Genomic DNA, 25,716 nt, shown 5'->3' with positions numbered 1-25,716 from the left:
TTTCAATTACTCTCCTTATATACTTCATTGTAGAAATCAGCTTCATCACCATATTTTTTTGCTATCTCTTTGCTGTTGCCCTTGAACACGTTAGGGAGAATTTGCGGTATGGTGTAAAGGAAAAAGCCTTGCTCAGGTGTCCACTTATTTAATTCAAAGTAATATGGTTTACGTCCTTCTTCTTTTATATATACAGCAGTGAAATTTTTGTCTGCAAACCTTATCTCTTCAATGCTTTTATATTGGAAGTGGTAATCCTCTTTTTTATCTTTATAGTAAGCAAGCTGCAGTTCATTTTCTGTTGCCTTTATATAAAGAAAATGCCTTGGATATTTCACAAACATCTTTCCTGTTACCATTGCAAGTATAGTAAAAAACGCTGTAAGTAAATAAAAAAGCAGTGCTGCTTTTGCAAAAAGTGCAGATAAAAAATACATTACCAATGCACAAAAAACTGCGATTATAACAGTGTATTTTATCTTGATAGTTCTCGCTTTTTGAACTTGAAATTCATCATCAAAAGAACTGTTTTCGTTATTGACAGGGTACTCAAAAAGTATATTTTCCATAGCACTTTACCTCACTTGTTCTGTGACGAGATGGTTATATCACTGCTGCATATTTTCACGTTATTATCTTTAAAAGTCCTCAGTTCTCCCTTAACTACTATCACGCTGCCTTTGCGCAAATGATTTCTTGCAAAGGAAATTGTGCTTTCCTCATTAACGTATACAGTGAAAACATCGTTAAAGCTCTGCTCGCCTTTTTTAGCCTTTCTAGGCACTGCGATAAGAAATTCGATAGCATAGGCACTTAGGTTTTTTATATCAGAAACGATAAAACCTATTACTCTTACTTTGTTTGAAGAATTATTAAAAGTCATTCTGATTACCTCTTTTCATTATTGGCTAACTGTTATCATACAGCTTGCCTTTAAGCCCTTCTCTTCTGTTGTTGCGGTTATGATAGCTTTGCCTTTTGATACGGCTGTTACATTGCCGTTACTGTCAACTGTTGCAATATCAGGACGGTTACTCTCCCATTTTACGTTCTTATTAATGGCATTGTCAGGCTCGATCTCTGCACGAAGCTGAGTGCGTCCTCCCACTTTAAGCTGAACGTCATTATACTCAAAATCTGTAGCAAGCTTTATAGAATAGACTCTAGGCTGCGTTGTTGTAGTTGTTACTTGCTCTGTCAGCTTTGCAGATGGAGCAAGTGTTTGAGCAGGCTCATTATGTGTTGCGCCAGTAGTCTGTTCTGGGGCATATGCAGGCTCGTCATATCGTCTTGTCTCCTGCGGTCTTGTGTTGTTTTCTGCTGTTGCAACTTGATGTTTGGTTGAAGTAGTTGTGCTTGTTTGTGACTCTTCTGCCGCCTTTTCGCTGACGTTATGTGTTGTTTGTGATGTAGCCTTTGTAGTCACAGCGACAGCTTGTGCTGTTGTGGTTTTTGGCTTTGTTGTGCTTGAAATACTGCTTGCTGTACTCGTTTGTGTACGGCTTTCAGTATTGCCTGGGACGATTTTTATTGCACTTTTCTGCATATCTTTTCGGTCAATAGTTATCGTTCTAATGTACCCTTTTCCTTTCTCAGTGTGTGCAGGTATCTTCTCTCCAAATTCATCATATGCGTCTGCATATTTTGTATCTGGCAGAGCAGATCTGACAACAACACGCATTATCTTGAAGTCGGACGGAGGGTCTTTCACTGTTACTTTTCTTGAATAATCATCATATTTTTCGCTGACTGTGAACTTATACTCTGTTAGATCATCATCAAATCTTATCGTCTTAATTTCGGGATATGTTGCCCTAGTATCACTGCTAGAAAGGCGGCATTTTAAAACGAATTCGCAAATATTATCGTGGTAAGAAGCGTCTGTTATCTTTATATTGTAGCAATTAAGAGTTAGCGTCTGATTATAATTATCGCTTTTGCTTTTGTATGTAATTGATTGCATCCATCTGTTCGACGTGAGAAAAAATGCTGCTAACAACACTGTCACAACAGTAAATATTATATATATTTTACTGCTGCTTTTAGGACTTACTACTTTCATCGTGCCGCCTCCGTTCCTGCAGCTTGAAGAAGTTCTTTGATAAGATTATCCACCATTTGAACTATAACTGCGTCAATATAATGACTTATGTTTTGCTCCATTCTAAGGTAGGAATATGTTTCTGCAAGGAAGCATTTCCTGAAATAATCAGCGTCCATTTTTCTCAACATAAGTCCATATTCCTGCTTAGAATATTCGTTGTAATAGTGAGAAAAGCAGTTGTGGATTATCTCTATTCTGTCCTCTGCATTGCCCATATAGAGGAGCTGTCTTGCGCCAACAATTCTTCTGCAATGCAGCTTGTCCCTGCCTGCTCCTAATGACAACAGCATTTGACCAGGCTCAAATGCTGTGCTTTCTTTAAGCTCGGTATATGAGAATTGCGGAAAGGCTTGGTGCAATATCTCAATGCTTTCAGGCGATTGTTTAAGCACCAATCGGTATTGAACTAGGGAGAAAATGACTTTTATAGAGCCTGCTGCTGTGATGTTTCCGTCAGGAATAAAGTCTAATATTGATTGAGTTGCAAACCATAATCCTGCAAAATATTTTCTTGTGCGGCGAACAAGTTTTTCAATAAACTCTGTTACCTGTGGATATTTCACTGAGATAAATCTGTGAGCTTCGTCAATAAGACACACAACATTTCTTTTATCCCATGGATTGATAAGGTTTTGATTGTAGCCTATGTTTTTGCATATCGTTGACCACATAATAGTGAGAATATTAAAAAGCTGAGCGTTGTATACATTCTCAGCCATTTCACTTATGCTCTTAACATCAAAGATTATCAGGTCATTGTTTTTTACATCAACATTAGTCGCTCCGTCAAACATTCCTGCATATGCACCTTTGCCGCAAAGCTGTTTTATATACACCTGAATGTTGCTGTACGCTTCATATTTTCTTTCTGGCATACCTGTTATGTTGCAAAGCTTTTCGTGAAGCTTGTTGTTTACATCTGTAAAAGACGGAAACTGTTTCGGATCAAGATATGTAACATCTGTTTCAGGGAAAATACCCTTGTCCGACAGACATTCAGTTACAAGATCCATAAAGATTTCCATAGTGTACATATCTATTTCTGGCATATACATTGACATAAATGTGCGTATTCTTGACATTTCAGAAGCAAAATTTTCTCTTGCTTCGTCCTCTGGTGATATCTCATCATCAACTCGTGAGTCTACAACTTTACATATTTGCAGAGGATTTATCCTTGAATTGCTGTTTATCTTTATGGTTTGACCATCATAGACCTTTGCCATAGGTTGATACTCGCTTTCGATATCAAGTACCATTACTTTATTGCCTATAAGCAGCTGGTCTTCAAGCATTGATTTCAGCGTTACTGATTTACCGCCGCCTTTAAGTCCTATTGCCAAAAGGTCAAAGGAATTACGACTTTTAGTCCGTTTAAAGGTATTGAGAATATTAAGACCGCCTGTTTCCGTGAAGCCAAAGAAAAGCCCTGTATCGTCTATATGTGATTGATAGTAAAACGGAAACTGACGTGACAAGGTATCAAACACTGGGAAAGGTGTTTTTATCGTGTTGCTTTTATCAATAGTGGTTAAAAACTCATGCTGCATTATATTTGTTGGAACATACGCCGCCAAACCGCTGAGTTCAAGCTCGTGGATCAGTTCCTGTGTCCGTTTATTCAGTGAGCTTAGATCGGTATCACTTACAATAAATCTGAGTGTTACATAGTATATCTGCTCATTGCCGTTTTTTATGTTCTGGTATATCATTTCTAGCTTCTGATATTCAGTGCTTGTATCGAGCTTTTCTGTGGCGTCCTGAATTATACCTCCTCGTGACTCTAACTCTCGCAGGGAAGAACTAAGTTCATCTAATACAGTTTCTTTATCAGCCACATTAACGTCCCATACTATCGTATCATTCGATTGTGTAACTATCTGAGCAAGTCTAAGGTCATCTATCTCAGCTGCATAATCGTACACTACCACTGTCTGAGCAAACACATCATTTATCTTGTAATAATTTGGCTTAAATATTATTGTTTCAGGCAGGATAGTTTCATTAAGATCTCCATTTTCGGACAACTGCTGATTTTCTGTATTCAGACAGATAAGCTTATTGAGCGTAACGATTATTTCTTCGGTTGAACACCATGATACATCAACATCTCTCATGTGGTTTATAAACCTCTGAGCGCCAGTATATATTTTCTTCTCGTCATCAGAGTAAATAAAAAGGTAAGCCATTCGATCATAATGGCTTACCTCAAAATCTTCAAATATATCATGCTGTTCGTTGAGCAGATATTCTGAATACCTATTGATGCTTTTTTGCATTTTATACTTTATATAGGCTTTCTGATTAGCAAGATACGGAGTTTTTGAAGTAAAAACGTATTTGTGATCAGTGCCTATAGATAAAGTTGCCTTGGCAAAATTATTGAAAACTGTATTGCGGTCATAATCGTTAAGATCGAATATATCCATGCCTGATACGGCAAGAACACCCATTTTAAGTGATTTTCCTTTGACCTTAAGCGTCACAATGCCGTTTTCAATGCTTTCAAATGAAAGACGTGATATTATACTCGATTGGTCTTCGGCAGCTTTCTTATGTGCTTTTCTTTTCGAAAAACCTTTACCATTGACCTTGTTATTCGTGCTTTTCGGCGTCGATGATCTCCTCATCATTGATCTCTCCTCCTTGGTGCTTATGCAGAGTTTTATTTGTCATTAGGAAACTGAGCCACTCAAGCCATGCTTCAGCAAAGCTTTTGCATGGATCAGAGGGGCTTTTTCCGCTCATTATGAGAAATATCACACTACAGAATATGATAAATGGAATGCCTAGTTTGGGACTTACCATGATATTGGCTAACTGTGATGACACCATTAGTGTTACTATCAATCCGACTATTTTTGTAAGGTTGATATGGCGGAAGATACGCTGTTCCGCTTTTGTCTTTTTAGGTACTACTCCCATATGTTACTTGCCTCCCTTGTCCTTAAATCCATTTCCTTTTGATGTGTCAGGCTTATTGTTATTATTGCTTGCTGCAGCCTTTGGAGCGTCAAAGCCACTGCCACGGGCAGGCTGAGATGTGCCGTTATTATTGCTGTTATTGCTGCTGTTTCCACTGTTGTTATCGGCTCTTGCGTCAGTTCCATTTGTGCCGTCTTTGCCTGCTGCGCCTTGCGCACCTCTGTCGCCTTTAGCTCCATTCATGCCGTTAGTGCCATTTAAGCCGTCCTTTCCGTCAGCACCCTTTGAAGCGCTGCCTGCGCCGCCTGATGAAAAGCCCTCTCCTACAGACTCTTTTACGTTATTGGCAATGTTGTCTTTTGCATTTGAGAATGTATCTTTTATTGAGCCTGGATTTGTTGCTGCATAAGCTGCCTTTGCGCCTGCATTAGTATGACCGAAAGCTCCACCGACAGCGCCTGTTACAGTTCCTGCTGCTGCGCCGCCTATAGCTTTTCCTATCTTGCCAGGGGTAGTATCACCGCCGTGTATACCACCATATACGCCGCCTGCAAAGCCTTTTACTGCTCCTGCTGCGCTGCTTGCGGTATGCTTTGCAACACTTCCTGCCCCATGTACAACGCTGCTTCCTGCACGAGCAAGTCCCATTGCGGCATAACTGCCCGTTTGCATTGATTGGTTGATAGCCATCATTGTGGCTGCACCTGACTTAACGCCTGCATCAATGCCGAACAGCTTAGTCAGTATCTCAGGTCCGTCTATAACAAATTTTGCTCCTGCGATTATGACTATAAGCATTACGGCAAAATTATCTCCATAATCAGAAGATTTTACGCCCCATATAACGGAAATATATATCCTTATGAGAATGACAACTATCATAAGAACAATATTTGAGAGAAGCATATTTTGTATAGCTTTTTTTGCACGTCCTGAGCCATTAAGATCAGTTGCTATTATAAAAGGTGTTATGAGCTGTGAGAACATTATCTCAAAAAGGGTAGTTGCTATTTTTATTCCGCTGAAGATAAGACAAATAGCTACTGCTATCATAAGTACGAATGTTGACCAGAAGTCTATGTGATAATAGTACAAGCTGTCATATGTGTATCCGCTAGTAATATTTCTTCTTATAACTTGTTCTAAAGAATTAAGATTGTCATATTCTTCTTCATCAAAGAGCGGAAAAGCTTGATATGTTGCATTAACAGGCTCTGCTTCTTTAGCAGTCCTTGTGTTTGCAGCTATGTTAAGATTTCTTATGACATCATTTTTTATGATATCAAGCGCTTCTTCAACAGTGTGTGCGTTTGCTCCAACTTCCTGCGTTTTGCCTGCGGCAGCTACAGCAGGGTGGTTTGCTATAAGGTCACGAAGATATGTATTATAGTTAATGACATTTGTTATTCTGCTGCCGTCTGGATAATGCAGATCTCCAAGTGTAGCACCATAAGGACAAGCGTCACCAATAGAAGCTGATAAAAATGTTTCATAATCTTTTTCAGACAGAACGCTTCCGTATATTGAGCCTGATGTGCTGTATACAGAACAGTAAACCTGCATATTTGCGCCATAATCAGCGCTTAGTATAAGCTCGCCATTTGCATTTTTTAGAATATTATATTCATCTTCAAAACCAAGAAGTGACATCATGTTTTCTGTTGTCAGGTCATTAAATTTTTTCTGGGCAGGGTATACATCATTTACATCAGTGATATAATAGGTAGTCCATGGTTTATCATCATCAGGCGCAATACCACCAGTTATCTCGATATCTTTTATATTTCCTGAACTTCCTACAGTGTCAAGGTAATTCATTTTTTTCTTTAGATCAACGCTGTTTTCAACGTCATATATTCCTGAAGCCAAAAGATCTTTGCCAAGTGTACCTATGACAACTGTTCCGTCACTGTTTACACTTGCTTGCTCAGATTGATCGTTTATTTTAATGTTTTGAGCTGCATCAACACCTTTGCTGCGGAGAGAGTTGCAGGAAGATATAAAGGTAGGAAATGCAACAAGAAGTATAGATGAAACGAGTATGCTCATAAGAAAGTCAGACACACGGATCTTATTGTGGTAAACTACTAATGCACAAGCTCCTAAAACGAGCGCAAGGCTCATTACTGCTATTATGACAGTTCCCATTTTACCAAAACTGAATTCATCTGATAAGTAATCAAAGAAATTGAGCTTGAGCAGGGCACTGACGGCATTATCGAAAAAGTCTATTACATCTGCGAGAAAACTCAGAATGTTAAATTCGATATTCCGTAACAGATCACGAAACTGATTTCGGACAGTTACCATTTTTAGAATACTTGAAGAACAGCCAGTATATCCTGATTGTCCTGCAGCCCATACCTCCAAGCTTCCAAAGCCACTTGTTACTATGGCAGCTATAAATATGAGTTGATACCATACCTTTTTTGTTTTCATGTACTTCAAAATTATGCTCCTTTCGTGTGCTTTTTGTTTGTGTATGCTCGTAGAAACACCATAGATAAGCGTTTTTACGGACACACACAAACGTGTGTCCTTGTGATTTAACCCACTCCCATGCTCTGTAAAAATCTGTCTGCAAATACGAGCAAGATAATGGCAATTACCAAAGCGATAAGCCAACCTTTTACAGAAGCTACACCTTGTTTACCACTTGTGCTGAGGCATATAACTATACATACAACACACAATCCAATGAGAGCTTTTGCGACTATGGACAAACCATTTTTGTTTTTGGTTATCCATGCAGCTATGTCTGACCATACGCCACCTGCTTCTGTGTCTTCAGCGTCGGCATAAGCTGCCACGATCGTTGAAAAACAAGCCGTCATTGCACCGAAAATTCGTGCGCTAAGCTTTACACCTTTTTCTTTGATCTTTTCAATTATTTTTCTCATAATTATTCCTCCGTATTTGTTTTTTTGTTTTTTGACGTTACAATAAATTTCAGCGTATCGTTCCAATCCTTGCCGTAAGGCGGTATGCTCACTTTTACAGTGTAATTTGCAGAATAGTCAGACATTAGCTTTTCTGTTGCTTGACGTCCTCTTTCATCATTATCAAGACAAAAGACTATCTGTGTGATCCGAGGATCATCAGATAGTCTTTGCTTAAGTGCTATATCAGAGCAGCCTGATAGTGATACCCTGTTTATTCCAAGCCAACAATCAGAACGATACATTTCAGACATTCCGACTGCTGCACACTGTTTTTTCATTGAAAGCTGCATTAAAGCTCCGTGAGATAAAAGGTCTATGGGTGCTTCAAACACATAAAGCTTTGTAGGGTCATAACCATACGCATTTGGTTTAGCAGGGATATAAAAGCTGTATTCTTTCATGCTGCCTTCAATGTTCTGCGGATAGTATTTGTTGTATGTGTTTGTGATCTTTGCTTCTGCAAACTTCATTGAGCCAAACTTATCGTAGCCGCAGAAAATAGCTCGCTTTTTAACATCGAGGTATATGAGCTTATTGCTGACACAATAATTTATTATGTCAGCAGGCAGCTTTCTCGTTATGTTAAGATAAGCGAAAAGCTCTCGCCATTTGCCCTGCATGGGCGGCGGAGCTTTAAATTCTGCCTTTTTAGTTTTTTTCTGATAGTGCTGTTCGCTGATTACTGCTTTTCTCATTTCAGGAGAAGCTCGTATACTGGTGTTGCCTATTAGACGAGAAACAGCTTCTTTAAAATCGTATCCATCGACCTTGCAAAGCCAATCAATAGCACCTTTTCCGTAAAGATCTCTTGAATACCAGTGCCAGGTATAGCGGTCTGGATTGATCTTAAGACTGTCATGCTCTATCCCTATATACCAACCGCCTGACGATTTAAAGCTGAAACCCTCGTGGCTTTCGAGAAATGTGACCATATCTGTTCGCCGTGCGGCTTCAAGCTCCTCTTTAGAGTACATGACAAAGCTTTTGCCTGATTCGTATCTTCTGTCTATCATATACCCTCACCTCCTCTTAGACGAGAAACAGCTTCTTTAAAATCGTATCCGTCAACCTTGCAGAGCCAGTCGATAGCACCTTTTCCGTAAAGATCTCTTGAATACCAGTGCCAGGTATAGCGGTCTGGATTGATCTTAAGACTGTCATGCTCTATCCCTATATACCAACCGCCTGACGATTTAAAGCTGAAACCCTCGTGGCTTTCGAGAAATGTGACCATATCTGTTCGCCGTGCGGCTTCAAACTCCTCTTTAGAGTACATGACAAAGCTTTTGCCTGATTCGTATCTTCTGTCTATCATATATCCTCACCTCCTCTCAATGTTTTATAATTTAAGCGCCTTTGGCTTGAGCTTTTCTAGTAGAGAATGACTTTTGTCTGTGTCGGTTTTGCCACCGTTGAAAACAAAGTTGCGAAATTGGTCGCTTTCTTTTTCAGACAGATTATAGATTTTATTATCAGCTGCAGCTATGAGTTTTCCTCCCTTTGATACAACATCACACCATTCTGATTTATCTTTAGTGCCTATCAAGGCTTGGTACTTGTTGTTATGAAATCTGAATTCCATAGCACTTCCAGAAGCTTCAGATTGGTTTTGAGAATTTCCGCTGAGCTGGGCGTTGACGTATTCAAGTCGTTTTGTCTTGTCAGCTAATTCCTGTTCGTGCTCAAATGGCTTAAGCATATTTTGTTGAGCCTCTGAAAGATCTTTGTTTGCTTTTTCAAGCTGTTCCTCAAGGGAGCATAATTTCTGGTTTATCTGAATGCCTGCAAGATTTTCGATTCTTCGGACATTTCCTACGGCATTATCTGTAGCAATATCGCACGAATAAGTAAGTTCTCCGTGAAGAACAGCAATACAAGGTGTATCAAGTTCAAAAAATGTGTTTGCAGATGGATTCTTTTCTATTGTGACTTTAAAATCACGATACGTTCCAAGTTCGATAGTCTCACCTGTGGCAGAACAAATTGCCATTGACACGGCAATTTGTTCTCCTGCATTTTCACGTTTATCATATCTGATACCGCCTATTGTCATTTCAAAATCTTTGTTCAATGCCTGATGTTCCTGATATTTAGACATATCACTCTTTGCTCTAGCGAGAAGTTCAGAGTATTGCGATATCTGCTTTGGCAGCGTTTTTTCTGCCAACTCCTGCATTTTGAAAATTGACTTCTTGTGTTCCGCTTCAAGAGTTTTCAGCATTGCAACATCATTATCAAGCTGTATTTTCTCCTTAATCATAGGATTGCCCGAAGCAATAGCTTGCATTTCAGAGTATGTAAGTACCATTTCGTCAACATCTTCTGAAACTCTCACAGGACTTTTGGAGGTCAATATCTGATTTATGAATTTTGCTTTATTGGTTATAATACCCATCATATATGCGTCAAACGTCTCTTCGGTAAGATAGTGGTAGATTCCGACGTGTGAAAATCTATTACCTTGCCTTATGCCACGTCCATCCTGCTGAGTGAGGTCAGATGGTTTCCACGGTATGTCAAGGTGATGGATTGCACAGATCCTATCTTGAATGTTAGCGCCCGTTCCAAGCTTTGAAGTACTTGCGATGATAAAACGTTTTTCTCCTTTGCGAAGGCTTTTGAACATCTCATCTCTTGCCCTATCTGTCTTTGCGTCGCCTGCAAAGCAAATCTCTTTTTCTGGTATTCCACGCTCGATAAGCGCTTGTTTTATAGCTTTGTACACAGAGAAGTGTGTTTCGTCCTCGTTGATCGCTATATCACAGAATACTATCTGCACGCCTTTTTCTGTCATAGTTTTTCTGTAGTTCTTTTCGAGATTGTCAATAAGTTTCATCACTTTGCTGTCAGGTGCAGGCTGAGCGTTTTTGAAAATACATCTGCTGTCAAGTCCAAGTAACCGTGCTTCGTGGGTTATCTTCAGCATATTGTCCTGTCGTGGGTCAACTGTGCCACTATGTATTGTCTCAGAACGTACAGCAAGCTCTTTCATATATGCTTTTTGGCGTTCGTCAGGCTTTGATGTCACCACTATCGGCTTTCCTGTTTCAAGCTTTGGTATGGGAAGTTTCAGCATATCCGCTGTTTGAATATCAGCGAATTCCTTATACATTTGCATAAGCTCAGGTATGTTTACGAATTTGCTGAAGCGATTTTTCATTTGAAAGCCGTTTCCTGCAGGCTTTATCTCTAATTGTGATACAACTTCACCAAAAGTGCTTGCCCAATCGTCAAAGTTCTGCAATCCTGCTTTCTCAAGAAGATCTGGTCTGAGATAACGCTGCATAACGTAAAATTCGACCATAGAGTTGCTTATCGGCGTTCCTGTGGCAAAAAGAATATTGTTACAGCCATATCTACTGTTGAGATACTGAGTTTTCATCAGCATATCCTCTGACTTTTGTGCTGCTGTTGTCTGTACGCCTGCCACATTTGACATTTTGGTAGAAACAAAGCAGTTCTTATAGTTATGTGCTTCATCGCATACAAGATAGTCAAAGCCCAGCTTTTCAAAACACAACGATGAGTCTTTAGGGGAAGAAAGGAGCTTTTCAAGCCTTTCTTCTATATTTTTCTTTTGCCGTTCAAGGGCTTTTACAGAGATTTGATCCTTTCGCCCTGCTTGAGATATTGCACTAATGATATCGTGAAGTTCCTTTTGCATAAATTGCTCTTTATACTCGTCTGACATAGGTATGCGCTCGAATTGAGTAAATGACATTATTACAGCGTCATAGTCACCTGTGACGCACCTTGCAATAAAACGTTTTCTGTTCGCTTTTGTAAAGTCTTCTGGTTTTGCTACAAGTAGTTTTGCGTTTGGGTAAAGCCGCAGCCACTCACTCGCCATTTGCAACGTGAGGTGCTTTGGAACAACTACGCAGGCTTTATTTATTAGACCAAGCCGCTTTTTCTCCATTACAGCTGCAACCATTTCAAAACTTTTTCCTGCTCCGACATCTTGAGCAAGCAGCGTGTTTCCACCAAGCTTAGCACGCATTATAGCATTTGATTGATGTTTCCGCAGCGTTATTGATGTGTTCATGCCTGGAAAGGTTTGATGTGAGCCGTCATACTCTCTGCCCCGTATGGAGTTGAACAGATAGTTATACTTTGCAACGTATTTTTCACGTCTACCCATATCATTCCATAGCCAGTTTTTAAAAGCCTCCTTCATTAGACGAGCTTTTTCTTTTGCAAGCTGTGTTTCCTTAGTGTTTATCTCATACCATACTTTACTGTCCTCCTCTCGTCTGTCACGAACTAAAATATCACGCTGATTAAGAAGATTTTCAAATATCTGATAGCTGTTCATTCTTGATGTTCCGAATGTTTCAGTGGCAGCAACTGAGCGGTCAGATGTTTTACCCTCTATTTTGTATTCTCCAAGCTTTGTTCTTGTGACAGGGTAGTAATAGGTGTTTGCGTGTGCATACTCATTTAGAAACTTATTATAATCTGCAACATCGATCCAGTTAGCGCCGATCCTTACGGATATCTCGCTGGCTTCAAGGTCTTTTGGCACAACTTTCATCAGTGCTTCTACGTTTTTGTTGTAGCTGCTGTCGATATGTTCCGCATGTTCTCTGGCTATTCTCAGCTTATCACGAATATTGCCTGACAGATATTCAGATGACTCCGTATAGCCTGAATATGGGTCATTGTCTTTAACTTTGGCAGGATCTCTGAATATTTCATCACCAAGGTCAGCAATAACCTTTTCAGGCGTAGTGTCTGTGAGCTGTGACATATAGATAATATCGACCTTGCCCAATCTGTCCATTGACACTTGAAGTGCTTCTAGTGCTGTATCAACTTTTGAAACTGGAATATCTGGAAGTATCGTTCTCTTTGTGAATATTGCAGCCTTTTCAACTGTCTTATTTTCCACGTTGACAACTTCAAGTGCTGCTAAAGTATTGTAGTCATCATCATTAGAAAAGCAGCGTGAATTGGCGCTGTCCGTAATGTTTCCGAACTTTGTTCTGAAATTGTCATATGTGCTGTTGAGCTTCTTCTGAAGCTCTGCAAGCTGTTCATCAGTGCAGCCGTCAGCCTGGGCATTGATAAGCTCCATAGTTGCTTGCCTTAGAGTATGAAGCCCTTTCATGCGTTCAAGCGATTTGCCTGTTTCTGTGACCTTGACCATTACTTCATTTTCACGGAAATAAAGATCTCCGTCAACAATGGTATGAGTGAAGTTCCTGACAGTTGGATCAGCAGGGAGTATCTCAGCTGTCCCATTGTCAAGCTCAGTTTCCACAGTATCAATAACGCCGTCTATTTTTGAAATGGCATTTATGAGCTGCTGTGCAAGGGGAGTGTCACTGTTTGCATAGCAGGTCGTTACCTTGCTGTCTGCACCATATTTTCCTCGCATACGCTCGTCCCATGCCATAGTACCAAGTACCATATCAGGGTTATCCACAAAATATTGATTGCAAGGAATGCCGTTGTGTGTTTCTGAAACGTGTACCCAGTCTGGTATAACAGATGTCATTGTTGTTCTTTTTTTCAGAAAGATAATATCTGTTGTAACACTGTCTGCGTCTTTAAACGTTCCAGAGGGAAGTCTTACTGCGCCTAAAAGGTCACAGCGTTCGGCAAGATACTTTCTTGCTTTATCATTTTTCTTGTCCATTGTGAATTTTGAAGTCACAATGGCAACAATTCCTCCAGGCTTTACCTTATCTACTGCTTTTGCGGCGAAATAGTCATGAATTTTGAAGTGGTATTTATCATAGGCTTTGTCTGCAATGCCATAATCTCCAAAAGGTATATTACCTATGACCACGTCAAAGCTGTTATTCTTGAATGTTGTTTTTTCAAACCCTTTTATCTGGATATTATCCTCTGGATAGAGCTGCTTGGCTATTCGTCCTGAAATGCTGTCAAGCTCAACTCCGTAAAGTTTTGAATCTGCCCTCATTTCATCAGGCATTTTTGCAAAAAAGTTTCCAACGCCCATGCTAGGCTCTAGGATGTTTCCACCCTCAAATTGAAATCTTTCCAAAGCAAGATATACGCTGTCTATGACTTCTGGCGGTGTATAGAAGCTTGTAAGTGTAGATGACCGTGCTGCGGTATATTCATCTGCGGTCAGAAGTTCTCTTAAACGAGTCTGCCTTGCTCCCCAACTGTCAGCAGAAACATTCTCATTATCTGCAACAAAAGCCTGAGCAGTTCCGCCCCAACCTGAGTATCTAGCCATTATCTTCTGTTCTTCAGGTGTCGCAAGCCGCTTTTCACTCTCTATTTTCAGCAATGTTTCAATAGCAGCTATATTTGCGTCACAACGAGCAGCAGCTCCGCCCACAACAACATTATCAGGGTCAAAGTGGTATGTGCTTGCTTTGACATTCTTCTTTGGCTTTTCTACCTTTTCAGTTTTGATATCTTCTTGCGGCGTTTCAAAGAGTGATATCTGTTCATCAGATGTAGAAGATATAGGAACGCTTTCAGAAACAGGCGGTGTTGTCTTTTTTTCTTCAGACAGAACATTATCAGCGATTGTAGGCGTTTCATATGGTATAGGTTTTTCGACCTCACCATTTTTTATCGCAAGCATTTTCTTTTCATAATCGTCTATCTGTTCTCTTGTGAAGTAGGCGTTTTCAGGCATTTTCTCATACAGCTCATTGATCTTAGCTATCTGTTTTTCAACTGTTTCCGCCCACAAATGCTTTTCTGCACCTGTTTTCAGATAGTAATCACAATCAAGCTTAAGCCTGCCCAAAAGCTTGTCTATTTCAGGCTGTGTTTCATTTGTAGGTGTAGGCACTTCATCGACCAGTTCTGCCATATGTGCGGCTTTTGCAGCTTCAAGCTCAGGTATGATCGAGCTGTAAATTGAGTATCTTTTCAGAAAATCAATAACGCCGCCGTATCCGTCACCTGCGTCTTGGCGTTCAGTGATCGTTTGTCCGTCAGGCATATTGATAGTAAACTTGACCTTATCATAGCCCATAAACTGTGAGAATTCGTCATCAGCGTCTGCTTCATACCATGCTTTTGCTGAGCCGTATTTCTCTATTGCAGCCTTTGCTCCTGCCACCATTTCACTGTCAGCCTGTTCCATGAGCGTGTCAAATTCTGCAACACTGTAGGTCTTGCCGTCCTCAAAGTAATTACTTTCGCTCCATTCACAGGTTATCGTAGGCTCGGATAATGCAGCAGAGGTCTTGACATCATTTGAACTTATATCTGCACTATTTTCTTGCTTTTTACTCTTGACAATATTGCGACTTTGGTGTATAATAATATTAGAGTCAAGATTGTTTGTTAATTCGGAGTATTGTTCTCCCCATCTCTCAAACATTGCTTGGCTTTTTTGTTTATCACAAAAAAGGAGATTGTCTGATTGAACTATTCTTCTGAAAAACTCAGGGAAATTGTTCCTCCCATACACACTTGTAATGAAATTAGAGCTGACATTTTCAACTTCATATCTTCCCTTGCCGTTTGGCTTTATGCTCGCAATTATCGGATTATCACTCTTGTCAACTTCTGATGTTACAACAATGATACTGTCTTTACGATTTGGCGAATCAATAATCATTACAGGATAAGAGAGAAGCTCTGGCAATCTTTTAATCTGCTCAATTTCAAGACCATGCCGATGATTTCTTTCATCAGGCGGTAAAATTGCATTTTTCAAATGCTTTTGTGTATACAGCATAGGCAGCTGTTCACAACCGACATCAATTAAGATCTGCGGTGTGTCACAAACTTTTAGACTTGTGTAGAATGGTAATTTTCCGCTTAAAGCTTCATCAACCTGCTCGGCAAATGTTTTTTCACTCTTGACAACTCCAGAGGAGTCTGTTATACTGCTTGTAGAGCTATTAGGAACAGCAGGGCGTAGCTGGTTTTCAGCCAAACCTATAATTCTTGATGGTTCTATTTTTTTGTCCTGTTGAGTAACATCTGCTGAGATTGTGTCGGCAGAGTTGTCATGGACTTCAACCGCTTGAACGTTCTTCTTTGAATGCTCTATTACAGCCTTATCAAGATATATCTGAACATCATGTGGATCTATCTGTCCGTCAACTGCCTGATGAAACATCTCAAAGAATGTTTTTATCTCGTCTACAGTTAGCCGTTCATCGACCTCGTTAAGAACAGTAATAGAAATTCCCTCAGAAAAACCCTGCTGCAGCATGGCTTTTTGTTCATCACTATAATCATGGTGAGAGAACATATCTGACAGCTTCAGCCGACCATTGAGCTCATTTACATATGTATAGTAATCATTGAGTATGCCCTTTGGATCGAGTGTTTGCTCAATGACACTCTGAGCATAGTAATCAGATAATAAAGATGATATATGCCGCAGTTCGTCGGGCGAATATCGGACGCTTACCCAATGCCGTATGTTATGTTCACCATTTTGTGCAGCTGCCACCACAGCCTGTTTTAATGCAAGTATCTGTTCTTGCGAAAACTTAAGCTTTATAAGGTCTTGGAGTATATCGTCAACCCTATCAGACGTGCTTTCTTGCTTTGCGGTTTTGGCATTGTCAAGAGCTTCGTTTTTGCGGTCAATGGCGATAACTTCTTTTTCAATTTCAAACAGAGTGTCTTTGGCAGCGTGCTGAACAGCTCTGCTGAAAAGAATCATATCTCTTGCATTTTTGATAAGGTCAAGAGCGCTTACATCAACATCGGCGTGCAGATCTATTTTACCTGAAAGATTACATCTTTGAGAAACAACGAACTGCACCACAGAATCCAGTGAATGGCGGTATATCTCAGCCTGTTTTGTGTCAAGTCCCATTTGAGATATTGCATTTTGTACTGACTCAGCTATAGGCGCAGAATTAAGACTGTTTGCTGTCATTGCTTCGATACATTCTTTGATCGATCCTGCGCTTATATTGTATCGGTTATTAAGCGTATTGAGCAGCTCAGGTGTGTTGCGGTCAGTAAGTGTCCACATCTCAGGCAACTCTTTGCCGCCTGTCTGAGTGACGTCATATAAATATCTGCAAGTGTGATTTTTGCCAAAAACAGCAACGCCGTGAGAGCCACGTCTTACATATCGCCCTAGACGTCCCCATTTCTTATACTCAGCGATCTTTGTTGCGTTTCTATTCTGCTGATATACTAGCACAGCGTCTGAATACGGCTGCTTATACATCTTTGCAGAAAATTTGAGATAATCAATGTATTCCTGCTTATTGTTCCTCAGCTGCTCATTGATTTCAAACCATGCTTGTTTTACAGCTTCATACTTATCGTGCTTATCCATTTAAGTTTCCCCTCTTTTATTTTTCAAGAATATTTAAGAGCCGCTCCAAAAGCGCTTTATTCTTGCCTGTATCTGTCATATTCATGATGTTGAGCGCATATCTTACGCCCTCAACAAATCCTAGATCGTGAGCGTCATCAATTACATTCGCTTGTAGTTCACATTCTTCCTCTTGCAGCTGAATTAATCGCTCTCGCCGCCCTTTGTAGGTTTTCACCCAATGGGTCTGAGCATTGTCTGTTTCGTAATCATCTTGAAATCCTATCATGATTTCTTCCAAGATATCAAACTTAGATTTCTTTGGCGTTTCAGTAATCATTGTGGTTACTCCTCTCGGTTATATAAAAAGAGCGTATGAAATTCTTCACACGCTCAGGTTTACGATTTTAAGTTGTGTGTCACTGTGACACACTTATGTATGTGTAAGTTTATAACTTTGTAAAAAATATTGTATTGACCTTTCAATTTATAATATTTATACTTTATAGATGAAAGGAGGCGTATTTATAATGGACGTTATAAAAGTTATCATAAATAATATTTACAACGACTATAAATTATCGATTTTTGTATTGTTAGCATTATTAATGTGTTCATTTGACAATGATTTAAAATCAATGCTTGATCCGGTAATTTTTAAGGATGTAAGGGTATATCCAATTCTTATGGGTTTGACAGTTCTTGTATACTTGATTACATGGCTATTATTCTGCTGGTGGTTTTTCTTGCACGTTAGTGATATAATTATTTCAATATCACGTAAACATAATGTTGATATGACTATATATGACAAATCCATTGTGAACTTTGATTTAAACCCGTACAAAAAGGTTACTAGATTCCGTCTAGTTAATGCAGTTAAAATGTTATGTTTTCTCGTGATGATTGTGTCATTTCACAACCATTACCAATATATAGTTCATTACCTGCTTTCGCATTTTTGGAAATATCAGCTATTATTTTTAATATTTCCATCTGTTTTAGTGATCTATTTGTTTGTGTTTAAGAAATTCATAAAGAATAAAATTTGATTGTGTTTTTTCTGTAAAATATATTGTTGTCTTATTTCACATAACATGATATAATAATCCAAGAATTTATAGTGAGTTGTATTTTTGGCTAATAACCTTTGTAGGTCTTTTCTTCATCATGATTTTTAAAAACTTCTCAAAACGTGCCGTATCTGCGGCTGTGGCTTTGTAGCGTTTAGGAACATCATGATACAGTTTAAATGTTCGTCCTTTTCCTTTTTGCCCAAGTTCCATGTATTATTTTTCTCCTGTCATGCTTATTAACTGATATCCATTTTCTTTTAAATATCTGGCGATAACATCTTCTTGATTTTCAAAAAACAGCTCTAATGAATTGTCTACCCAATAAGTATCCGTGTCGGGGTCATAAAAGATTGTAAACCTGTAGTCCTCAGCTGCCTTATCTACGCCTTTCATTTTCGCTATCATTTTATCAAAATTGTTATCGCAGCCGTCATAAAATGAAACACCGAGCTTTTCATCATCGCCTCTTTCAAGGCAACCAAGGTCAAACCACTTAGAGTCATCACTTTTATGTATGACGTATATCTTTGTGCTTTTATAATTTGGATAAAATAACAGCAGTTGTTCATGCTCATTAGCCGCATGATATGTCAAGTAGCTCTTACTTTTATAGTGATTTTCCAATCTTTTAAATATGCTCATTTCTCAACTCTCCGAATGATTATTTCTTTTAAGGTGTATCTCCCTGTTAATGCAGCCCTTAAAAGTATCAATATTTGTGAAACAAAAAATACAACGTACAATAGTACTATAAATACATTGTATTTTTGAGGTATAGACCATTCGTTTGAAAAGAAAGAGCAAAGTATTGCAGCTATAGCAATACTTTCAGCAAGAATAGTCAACTCATCTATTAAAATGGACTTTACCGCATATAAAAATCTTTCCTTTTTGCTAGGATACCTGATTTTAAAAGTTACATCATGGAGTTCATTGTCATTATTCACCATTATCACCTCTCTTAGAATATCCTCTACAAATAATTTTCTCGTCATTTAATTTGGCTATAATGTTTCCCTCATATGTGTATTTTTTTGAGAATACATTTATCAATATAGCACACTGCATAAAGCAGAAAATTGCAAACAGAACTATCATAAAATCATTGTTATCACAGTGTTCTTGCGGTAAGATCCAGCCGTTTTCAAAACAAACACATACTAGAATAGCTGAAATGACACTCTTACCAAACAATCTAATTTCATCTTTTAAAACAGATGTTACTGTATAAATTACTCTTTCTTTTTTACTTGGATACTTGAAATTAAAATCGATATTCACATTATTCATTCCCGTCCTCCTCAGCGCCTGCCCCGTTGCAGGCGCTTTCTTCATTATAGATAAATTGATCCCCTTTTTACTGTCTTTTTTCAGACAGTATCAATTATCTTTCTTTTCTTTTTCGGCTGAACATCACGATAGCAAATCCTGCGAGTATGACAACTACACCGCCAAGAACTGTTCTGCCGTCAATGTCATTGTCGGAAGAACCAGTGTTTGGCGTGTCAGGAACTTTTTCATTGAACATATCTGCGTCCACTGTCTGAGCGTAAGTAACAGTAACCTGTTTTGAGTCTGCTACCAAATAGCCGTATGGCACTGTAGAGCCGTCCTCTGTGATAGTGTATGTACCAACTGGAACGCCCTCAAACTTCGCAAGTCCGTCCTTGTCGGTGACGGCTTCAATGCGTATCTCTCTGCCAGTATCGGAAACTCCCGAAAGAATAAATCTGATGCCCTCAACGTTAGTCATATCAGCAGTTTTCTTGTGTACCTTTATAGAGCCTGTCTGCTCGTTGTTGAGTATCGTTGCGTCTATTGTCTGAGCATACTCGACCTTGACTTCCTTTTCATCGGCAACAAGATAGCCATAAGGAACTGTAGAGCCGTCCTCTGTGATAGTGTATGTACCTATAGGTACGTTTTCAAACGTTGCAATGCCGTCCTTATCGGTAACAGCTTCAATGCGTATCTCTCTGCCTGTGTCAGACACACCCGAAAGAATAAATCTGATACCCTCGATGTTTCTCTGTCCCTCAGTAGTCTTATGAACTACGATAGAGCCTGTTTTCTCGATATTCTCAAAAGCGACTTCTGCTGTTTCGTTGTATTCAACTGTTACTTCCTGCTCATCAGCAGTGAGGTAAGCCGCAGGCACTGTAGAGCCGTCCTCTGTGATGACATACTTGCCGATAACAAGCTTATCAAACATTGCTACGCCATTTTCATTTGTTGTCGCTTCAAACTTCAAGTCCTTGTTAGTGTCTGAAATGCCTGTTGCAAAGAACTTAATGCCCTCGATATTGAGATTTCCTGTTGTTGTCTTTGTGACCTTGATAGAGCCACTTTTCTTCTTGTTTGTCATTTCAGCCTTGACGATATCATCGTTTTCTGTTATTTCGAACGGATAAGGAGTATCGTCAATTTCATAGATATCAGGTGCTGAAATCTCACGATAGAAATATTTGCCTATGGCGAGTTGAAAATGTGCAATGCCGTTCTCGTCCGTTGTTCCTGTGATGACCTGTTCTTTATTTTCATTAAGAATTTCAAAGGTGCAATCAGGGATAAGCTCACCTGTTGAAATGTCAGTCTTTGTTATCTCAAAAGGAATAGTGTTTTGCTCGTTTTCAAAATCTACAACGAACTCCGCCTGCTGTTCAACAAGCTTGATAGTCTGTGTAGGCTCGTCAGAAATTGAATAGCCCTTTGGTGGCTGTATCTCAGTTACAGTGTAGCTGTAGCCCTTGTAGATAGCCTTTGTTGTTTCAGCTATGCCGTCTGTGCCTGTGGTTATGGTGTCGATAACTGTTCCTTTCGGATAGATACAATAGCCATTGCCAACGTAGATATCCTCGGCTGCTGCCACTTCAAACTTTGCGCCTTCGAGGTCAGCTCTTGTTTCAGCGTCACGCTTGTGAATTGTTATCTTGCCCTTGTCAGGAGCAGAAGCCTTGTTGACGAACTCCGTTTTAGCCGTCTTGTCAGCGGTAACAGTGATAGCTTTCTTTGATGAAATCATATATCCGTCTGCCGTGGATATTTCTCTCCACTCATAATCGCCCTCTGGCAGACCTGTTACATCAATATCACCCTTATTGTTTGGCGTAAGGTCTGTAGCCTGTGAAGCGAGGTCAGTGAAGCTGTAGCTTCCGTCCTTTCCAGTTGCCTTTACAAACTTGTAGCTGTCACCGATTTTGCAGACAAGTTGGAACTTAACGGCTTTGTACATATCCGCTGTGCCTGTCTGCTTGTTGTCGAAATAGTCTGTGAAGCTCTTGTCAAGGTGAGCTGAACCTATTGGTGTTGTTATTTTCAGATAAGCCTTTACAGGGTCTTTGTCCTCATAGCAGGAAACCACCATTTCCTGAACGTCTGAGCCGCCCGAAAGGATAAGAGGTGAACACTCGTCTATGTGTTCAACATACTTGCCCTTTGTCTTTGTGAGCGTGAAAACAACGTTTTTCAGATCTTTCTCATTGTCTGCTGTGATAGTCATATCTGAGCCTGAACGTGTAACAGTCACTGAGTTCGGCTTTGAAACTGAGAACTGTGAAAGGCTGTCAAGCTTGAGCTTTGCTGTCCACTTGCCTGTCTTGACATCATATTTTGCAGGATATGAAGCTTTGTCGAGCGGCTTGCCGTAAGACGCCTTTGATGTTCCGCTTGGTACATCATAGTGCGAAAGCATTTCAGCTTTCATCTTTTTGTAGCAGTCAACCAATTCCTTATGATGACTGCTTGCATTACTTCCGTTATAGCTGTAGGCGTTTAGCAACTTTGTTTCGTTGCTTGAAAGTCCGGTTGTAGACTCATCATAATATCTTGCCGAAACAGCCTGAGCCATTATGCTTGAAGCACATATCTCTGTGTCTTTTGAGTAGCCGTACTGAGTTTTGCCCTTGTAGCTGTAAATGGTAAACTCTTTTATTTGCCTTCTCATTGCGTCAGGCACATATGCTTTTTTCACATAGTCCTCAAGTTTTTCCTGCTTAGATGTTGTTCCGCTTGTATGCTGCTTGTCAAAGTTGATACAATAAGCATAGCTGCCGTCTGATGTTGAGAAATACGGCACTGAGCTTGCCCAATAGCCTGTGAAGTGGGTGTCATTTGACTTGCCTGTTTCAATGTCATAGCCGTTAGGCAGACCCGAACCTCTGAAGTCATAGCTCCATTCGTTAAGCCACTGCTGACTTGCCTTGTTGGTATCGGAGAACGCTGAGGCTGTTATGCCCTGCGTTAATGCCGACAAGCTGAGCAGGAGAGCCATTGCAGCACTGCTCAGACGTTTGAAAAGACTTTTCTTTTTCATTTGTTTTCCTCCTAAAAATTTTTTATCTATCTAAAAAGCCCATAGGACTTGAATTTCCGCAATAAAAAAAGCAATCCGAAAGAAAATCGAATTGCTTTTAAACTCTATTCAGTTTATTTTATATCAGTAAAGGAGGTATATTTCCCATGCAGGCTTTCCACCTGAGTTTATTGCTGAGCCATCGCCGTGCCATTGCTGATACACAACTATGTGAGCTTGGTCATTACCTATTCGCCCATACAAATCTTTAATACCGCCTTTTACAACACCATATAGTTCGTCACATGATGAATATGTGTCAGGCAATACTGTGTAAGGAGTACCCCACGATGAATTGTCAAGATTTCTTGTGGCTATGTTATCCCACATTTCCTGCTCTGTATAGAAGATAGCGTCAAAGTCACAAGTTTCATTACTATATTGTTGAAGTTCCTTAACCACTCTGTCTATATCATTCTGTGTCAGCTTAAACTTTGGTTTAGCAGTTGTAGTTGTAGTCGGCTTTGGCTTCGGAGCTTGCGTTTTCTTTGCCGTTGTTGTCTGTCTTGTAGTCGTTGTCTGACGTTCTGTCTGTCTTTCTGTCTGACGTTCCGTCTGCTGAGGCTGATAGCTGTTGTTATTGTTATTGCTGTTGTTGTTGCCTGAGCCGTTGTTTGAAGTGCTGTGGCTGTAGTTCTGATTATTATTCACTGTACCGCCATTACTAGCTGGGCTGTTCGATTTTGTGGTTGAGCCGCCCTTGGTAGTGGTTGAAGATTTACCACTGCTTGTGCTTGCGGACGTTGTTGATGATGTTGTGGTAGCCGAAAGGGAAGTTGTTTCCTCACTCTGAGAGGTCAGTGTGGCTTCCGTTGTGGTGGTTGCCGAAGCTTCTGTGCTTGAAGCCGTTGTGGTTGCCTTTGGAGGGGCTGATGATGTGTTGTCTGTGTTGCCACAGGCGGTTATGCTTATCATTGTCGCACTGATTATCAAGGCGGCTATGGCTTTCATTGTGTTCTTCATATGGTTTTCCTCCTTTTTTAGACTTGACATATATCTTAAAGTGATGTATACTTATATATAGAAAAGGTAAACCGCATAGACGGCTATCCTCAGTTTTTGATTATGTAAAAAAATAACCGCAACTTTTGGTCGAGGGCGGTTATTTTTTTATGCTTTTTATCAGCTCGTTGAGAGCGACAATCAGCACGATAGTCAAGACAAAGAAAGCTAAGTCCATTCTATCACCTCCCGAATATCCTATTTTGCCTGAGCCTTTCGGCTGACAATATTCAGATCATTCCGTGTGGGAGGACACCGCCTACCGTTTAAGTTTACCTTTTCCAAACTAGATTATATCACAATTGATTTGTGATGTCAAATATTGCTGTTTAATTTTGAGCGTTTATCGCATTGATGATATCCTTGATGAGCTCTGTTTTATTTCCATTGCTTAGGTCATAGTATTTATAATCGCCTAATGACGGCATGATGTTATTTACATCTACATCGTCTATTTTAACTATGTACCAGCCTTTTTTCTTGTTTGTTAGCGCTGACATTATTGTTTTAAGTTCCAACTGTCCGTAATTTGATGACAGTGTCGCATTACTAAGAAAGAGAATGGCAAAATCACTTTCTTCTATACCTGCAAGGATTGATTCCAGCAGGTGAGAACCTACGCTTATGTCTTTTTTGTCTATCCAAAGATCAATGCCGCTGTATTCAAGGGCTTCTGTTATTTCATAGACCAATTCTTTGTTAGCGTGGCAGTATGATATAAATACTTTTTTCCTCCTAATATGAGTATTAAAGTTGTATCCCTTCTTGGAGAGATCTGATTTTGAACAGAAGAAATAAGCGTCACTGAACATTTGCGTTATATCTGCTTTGCTGCAACTAGGTGGAATATTCGCCATATTGAATTTTCTGTTGCAAAATTCCATGAACAGTTCGTGAAGCCCCAGTGAAGGTTCTTTTCTCAAATCATATTTCTTGATAATGTTTTCAATGAGCTGTCCCTCATTTTGTTTCGCTTCAATTGAAAGGTAAGAAACAAGGTTATATGGAATATTACATACAAATAAAATGATACAGCCATTGGAAGATACGATTTGGTTTATTTCATTCACTGCGTCAATGTAGGCTTCTCGATTTTCGTAGGGTATTAAAATGGTAGCATAGTATTTCATTTTCGTTCCTTTATATATTATGATCTGTTTGCTGTCAACGTCAGCAAACGCCTTGACGTTAAGTTCGATTTGAAATAGAGCTGCATACCATTTATAAAATTTTAACGGCTCATCAGATATTGCTGAGAATGGTATCGATATGAGTGAACTATTTTTCTTGTCATATCTGTTATACAGCTCTTTTAACTGAGATGTATTGAGTAACATCGCACACACTCCATTCTACCATATTATTCATCATGTGTCAATTATCTGCTATTCTTCGCTAAGTATTTTATTTGTAGTGCTACAATAGATATTGGACAAAATTAAGAAAAAAGAAAAGAGAGATAGGCAAAAATCTGATAAAATAAAGTTACCACACAAATACAAATCAGAAAGGAAGCCTATCTCTCATGAATAGTATAACACAAGATATGAAGTTTCGTCAATCCTTAATGAATTACGCAAAGAAATATGGAGTGAGCCGAGCGAGCAGAAAATACAATAAATCACGTTCATATATATATTTCTGGCTGAAACGCTGGGACGGAAGTGTGGAGTCCCTTGCAGTTAAATCACGCCGACCGCATCATCATCCCAACGAGCATACCAAGGAAGAAATAGATCTTATCAAAAGGTATCACAAACGAAACCCAACGCTTGAGCTTCCCGAACTATGGCATCGTCTCAGAAAACAAGGGTATACACGCTGTCTTGAAAGTCTTTACAGGGTTATGAAAAAACTAGGAATGCTTCCGAAAAAGCCGAAGAAAGCGACGTATAAACCAAAGCCATACGAGCAGATGACATACCCCGGAGAGCGTATTCAGGTGGACGTAAAGGTAGTTCCGAGAAAGTGTATAGCTGACCCTGAGATGAAGCTGTACCAATACACGGCGATCGATGAGTATACCAGGATAAGATTTTTATACGGATATGAGGAGCAAAGCACCTATTCTTCAGCAGACTTTGTAA

General features: G+C 39.6%; 18 protein-coding genes and 1 pseudogene. 1 reads left to right on the top strand and 18 read right to left on the bottom strand.

Features of this window, described 5'->3' with window-relative positions; all coding sequences use genetic code 11:
- Nucleotides 1–2 precede the first annotated feature (2 nt).
- The 18 genes from OCV57_RS13035 to OCV57_RS12950 form a co-directional block, all read right to left on the bottom strand.
- Nucleotides 3–569, bottom strand: coding sequence for a hypothetical protein (locus OCV57_RS13035; RefSeq protein ID WP_267301910.1), 567 nt, complete (start codon nucleotides 567–569; stop codon nucleotides 3–5).
- Between the two features lie 11 nt (nucleotides 570–580).
- Complete coding sequence (locus tag OCV57_RS13030) at nucleotides 581–883, bottom strand: DUF3217 domain-containing protein (protein ID WP_117903355.1); 303 nt, start codon at nucleotides 881–883, stop codon at nucleotides 581–583.
- A gap of 18 nt (nucleotides 884–901) precedes the next feature.
- Nucleotides 902–2,062 carry an Ig-like domain-containing protein gene (locus tag OCV57_RS13025; RefSeq protein WP_267301908.1) on the bottom strand — a complete coding sequence of 387 codons (1,161 nt, stop codon included), beginning with the start codon at nucleotides 2,060–2,062 and terminating at the stop codon, nucleotides 902–904.
- Nucleotides 2,059–4,737 (bottom strand): VirB4 family type IV secretion system protein, encoded by a 2,679-nt coding sequence (locus tag OCV57_RS13020; protein ID WP_267301907.1) that lies wholly within the window; start codon nucleotides 4,735–4,737, stop codon nucleotides 2,059–2,061. The genes OCV57_RS13025 and OCV57_RS13020 overlap by 4 nt, the downstream gene beginning before the upstream one ends.
- Nucleotides 4,700–5,029 carry a hypothetical protein gene (locus OCV57_RS13015; RefSeq protein ID WP_117903360.1) on the bottom strand — a complete coding sequence of 110 codons (330 nt, stop codon included), beginning with the start codon at nucleotides 5,027–5,029 and terminating at the stop codon, nucleotides 4,700–4,702. Before OCV57_RS13015 ends, OCV57_RS13020 begins: the two co-directional genes overlap by 38 nt.
- Before the next feature lie 3 nt (nucleotides 5,030–5,032).
- A complete protein-coding gene (locus OCV57_RS13010; RefSeq protein ID WP_267301905.1) occupies nucleotides 5,033–7,477 on the bottom strand; it encodes a DUF8208 domain-containing protein in 2,445 nt (814 codons plus the stop codon).
- Nucleotides 7,478–7,575: 98 nt separating this feature from the next.
- Nucleotides 7,576–7,929 (bottom strand): hypothetical protein, encoded by a 354-nt coding sequence (locus tag OCV57_RS13005; protein WP_117863296.1) that lies wholly within the window; start codon nucleotides 7,927–7,929, stop codon nucleotides 7,576–7,578.
- Nucleotides 7,930–7,931: 2 nt separating this feature from the next.
- Nucleotides 7,932–8,984, bottom strand: coding sequence for a DUF3991 and toprim domain-containing protein (locus OCV57_RS13000; RefSeq protein WP_267301904.1), 1,053 nt, complete (start codon nucleotides 8,982–8,984; stop codon nucleotides 7,932–7,934).
- Nucleotides 8,981–9,286, bottom strand: coding sequence for a hypothetical protein (locus OCV57_RS12995; protein ID WP_118159781.1), 306 nt, complete (start codon nucleotides 9,284–9,286; stop codon nucleotides 8,981–8,983). Before OCV57_RS12995 ends, OCV57_RS13000 begins: the two co-directional genes overlap by 4 nt.
- A 24-nt stretch (nucleotides 9,287–9,310) precedes the next feature.
- On the bottom strand, nucleotides 9,311–17,221 hold the full coding sequence (locus OCV57_RS12990) for a MuF-C-terminal domain-containing protein (protein WP_267301902.1): 7,911 nt from the start codon (nucleotides 17,219–17,221) through the stop codon (nucleotides 9,311–9,313).
- Nucleotides 17,222–17,237: 16 nt separating this feature from the next.
- Nucleotides 17,238–17,540 carry a hypothetical protein gene (locus tag OCV57_RS12985; protein WP_267301900.1) on the bottom strand — a complete coding sequence of 101 codons (303 nt, stop codon included), beginning with the start codon at nucleotides 17,538–17,540 and terminating at the stop codon, nucleotides 17,238–17,240.
- A 778-nt stretch (nucleotides 17,541–18,318) separates the two neighbouring features.
- Complete coding sequence (locus tag OCV57_RS12980; protein ID WP_267301899.1) at nucleotides 18,319–18,486, bottom strand: hypothetical protein; 168 nt, start codon at nucleotides 18,484–18,486, stop codon at nucleotides 18,319–18,321.
- Nucleotides 18,487–18,489: 3 nt separating this feature from the next.
- A complete protein-coding gene (locus OCV57_RS12975; protein WP_117891361.1) occupies nucleotides 18,490–18,918 on the bottom strand; it encodes a hypothetical protein in 429 nt (142 codons plus the stop codon).
- Nucleotides 18,915–19,226, bottom strand: coding sequence for a hypothetical protein (locus OCV57_RS12970; RefSeq protein ID WP_117891360.1), 312 nt, complete (start codon nucleotides 19,224–19,226; stop codon nucleotides 18,915–18,917). Before OCV57_RS12970 ends, OCV57_RS12975 begins: the two co-directional genes overlap by 4 nt.
- Nucleotides 19,216–19,566, bottom strand: coding sequence for a hypothetical protein (locus OCV57_RS12965; protein ID WP_022288339.1), 351 nt, complete (start codon nucleotides 19,564–19,566; stop codon nucleotides 19,216–19,218). The genes OCV57_RS12970 and OCV57_RS12965 overlap by 11 nt, the downstream gene beginning before the upstream one ends.
- Before the next feature lie 94 nt (nucleotides 19,567–19,660).
- Nucleotides 19,661–22,588: a SpaA isopeptide-forming pilin-related protein gene (locus tag OCV57_RS14490; RefSeq protein WP_267301898.1), complete on the bottom strand. Its 2,928-nt coding sequence runs from the start codon at nucleotides 22,586–22,588 to the stop codon at nucleotides 19,661–19,663.
- 123 nt (nucleotides 22,589–22,711) lie between these two features.
- Nucleotides 22,712–23,590, bottom strand: a complete 879-nt coding sequence (locus tag OCV57_RS12955; protein ID WP_117924623.1) for a hypothetical protein — start codon at nucleotides 23,588–23,590, stop codon at nucleotides 22,712–22,714.
- Nucleotides 23,591–23,958: 368 nt separating this feature from the next.
- Nucleotides 23,959–24,966, bottom strand: a complete 1,008-nt coding sequence (locus tag OCV57_RS12950; RefSeq protein ID WP_117924625.1) for a toll/interleukin-1 receptor domain-containing protein — start codon at nucleotides 24,964–24,966, stop codon at nucleotides 23,959–23,961.
- 188 nt (nucleotides 24,967–25,154) lie between these two features.
- On the opposite strand from OCV57_RS12950, the pseudogene OCV57_RS12945 reads away from it, so the two are divergent.
- Nucleotides 25,155–25,716: pseudogene (locus OCV57_RS12945) on the top strand (IS481 family transposase); the annotation flags it as partial.

Source organism: Hominimerdicola aceti, from assembly GCF_025567495.1.
Lineage (GTDB): Bacteria > Bacillota > Clostridia > Oscillospirales > Ruminococcaceae > Hominimerdicola > Hominimerdicola aceti.
Note: the sequence above shows the minus strand (reverse complement) of the source record. Positions and strands in the feature narration are given on the sequence as shown.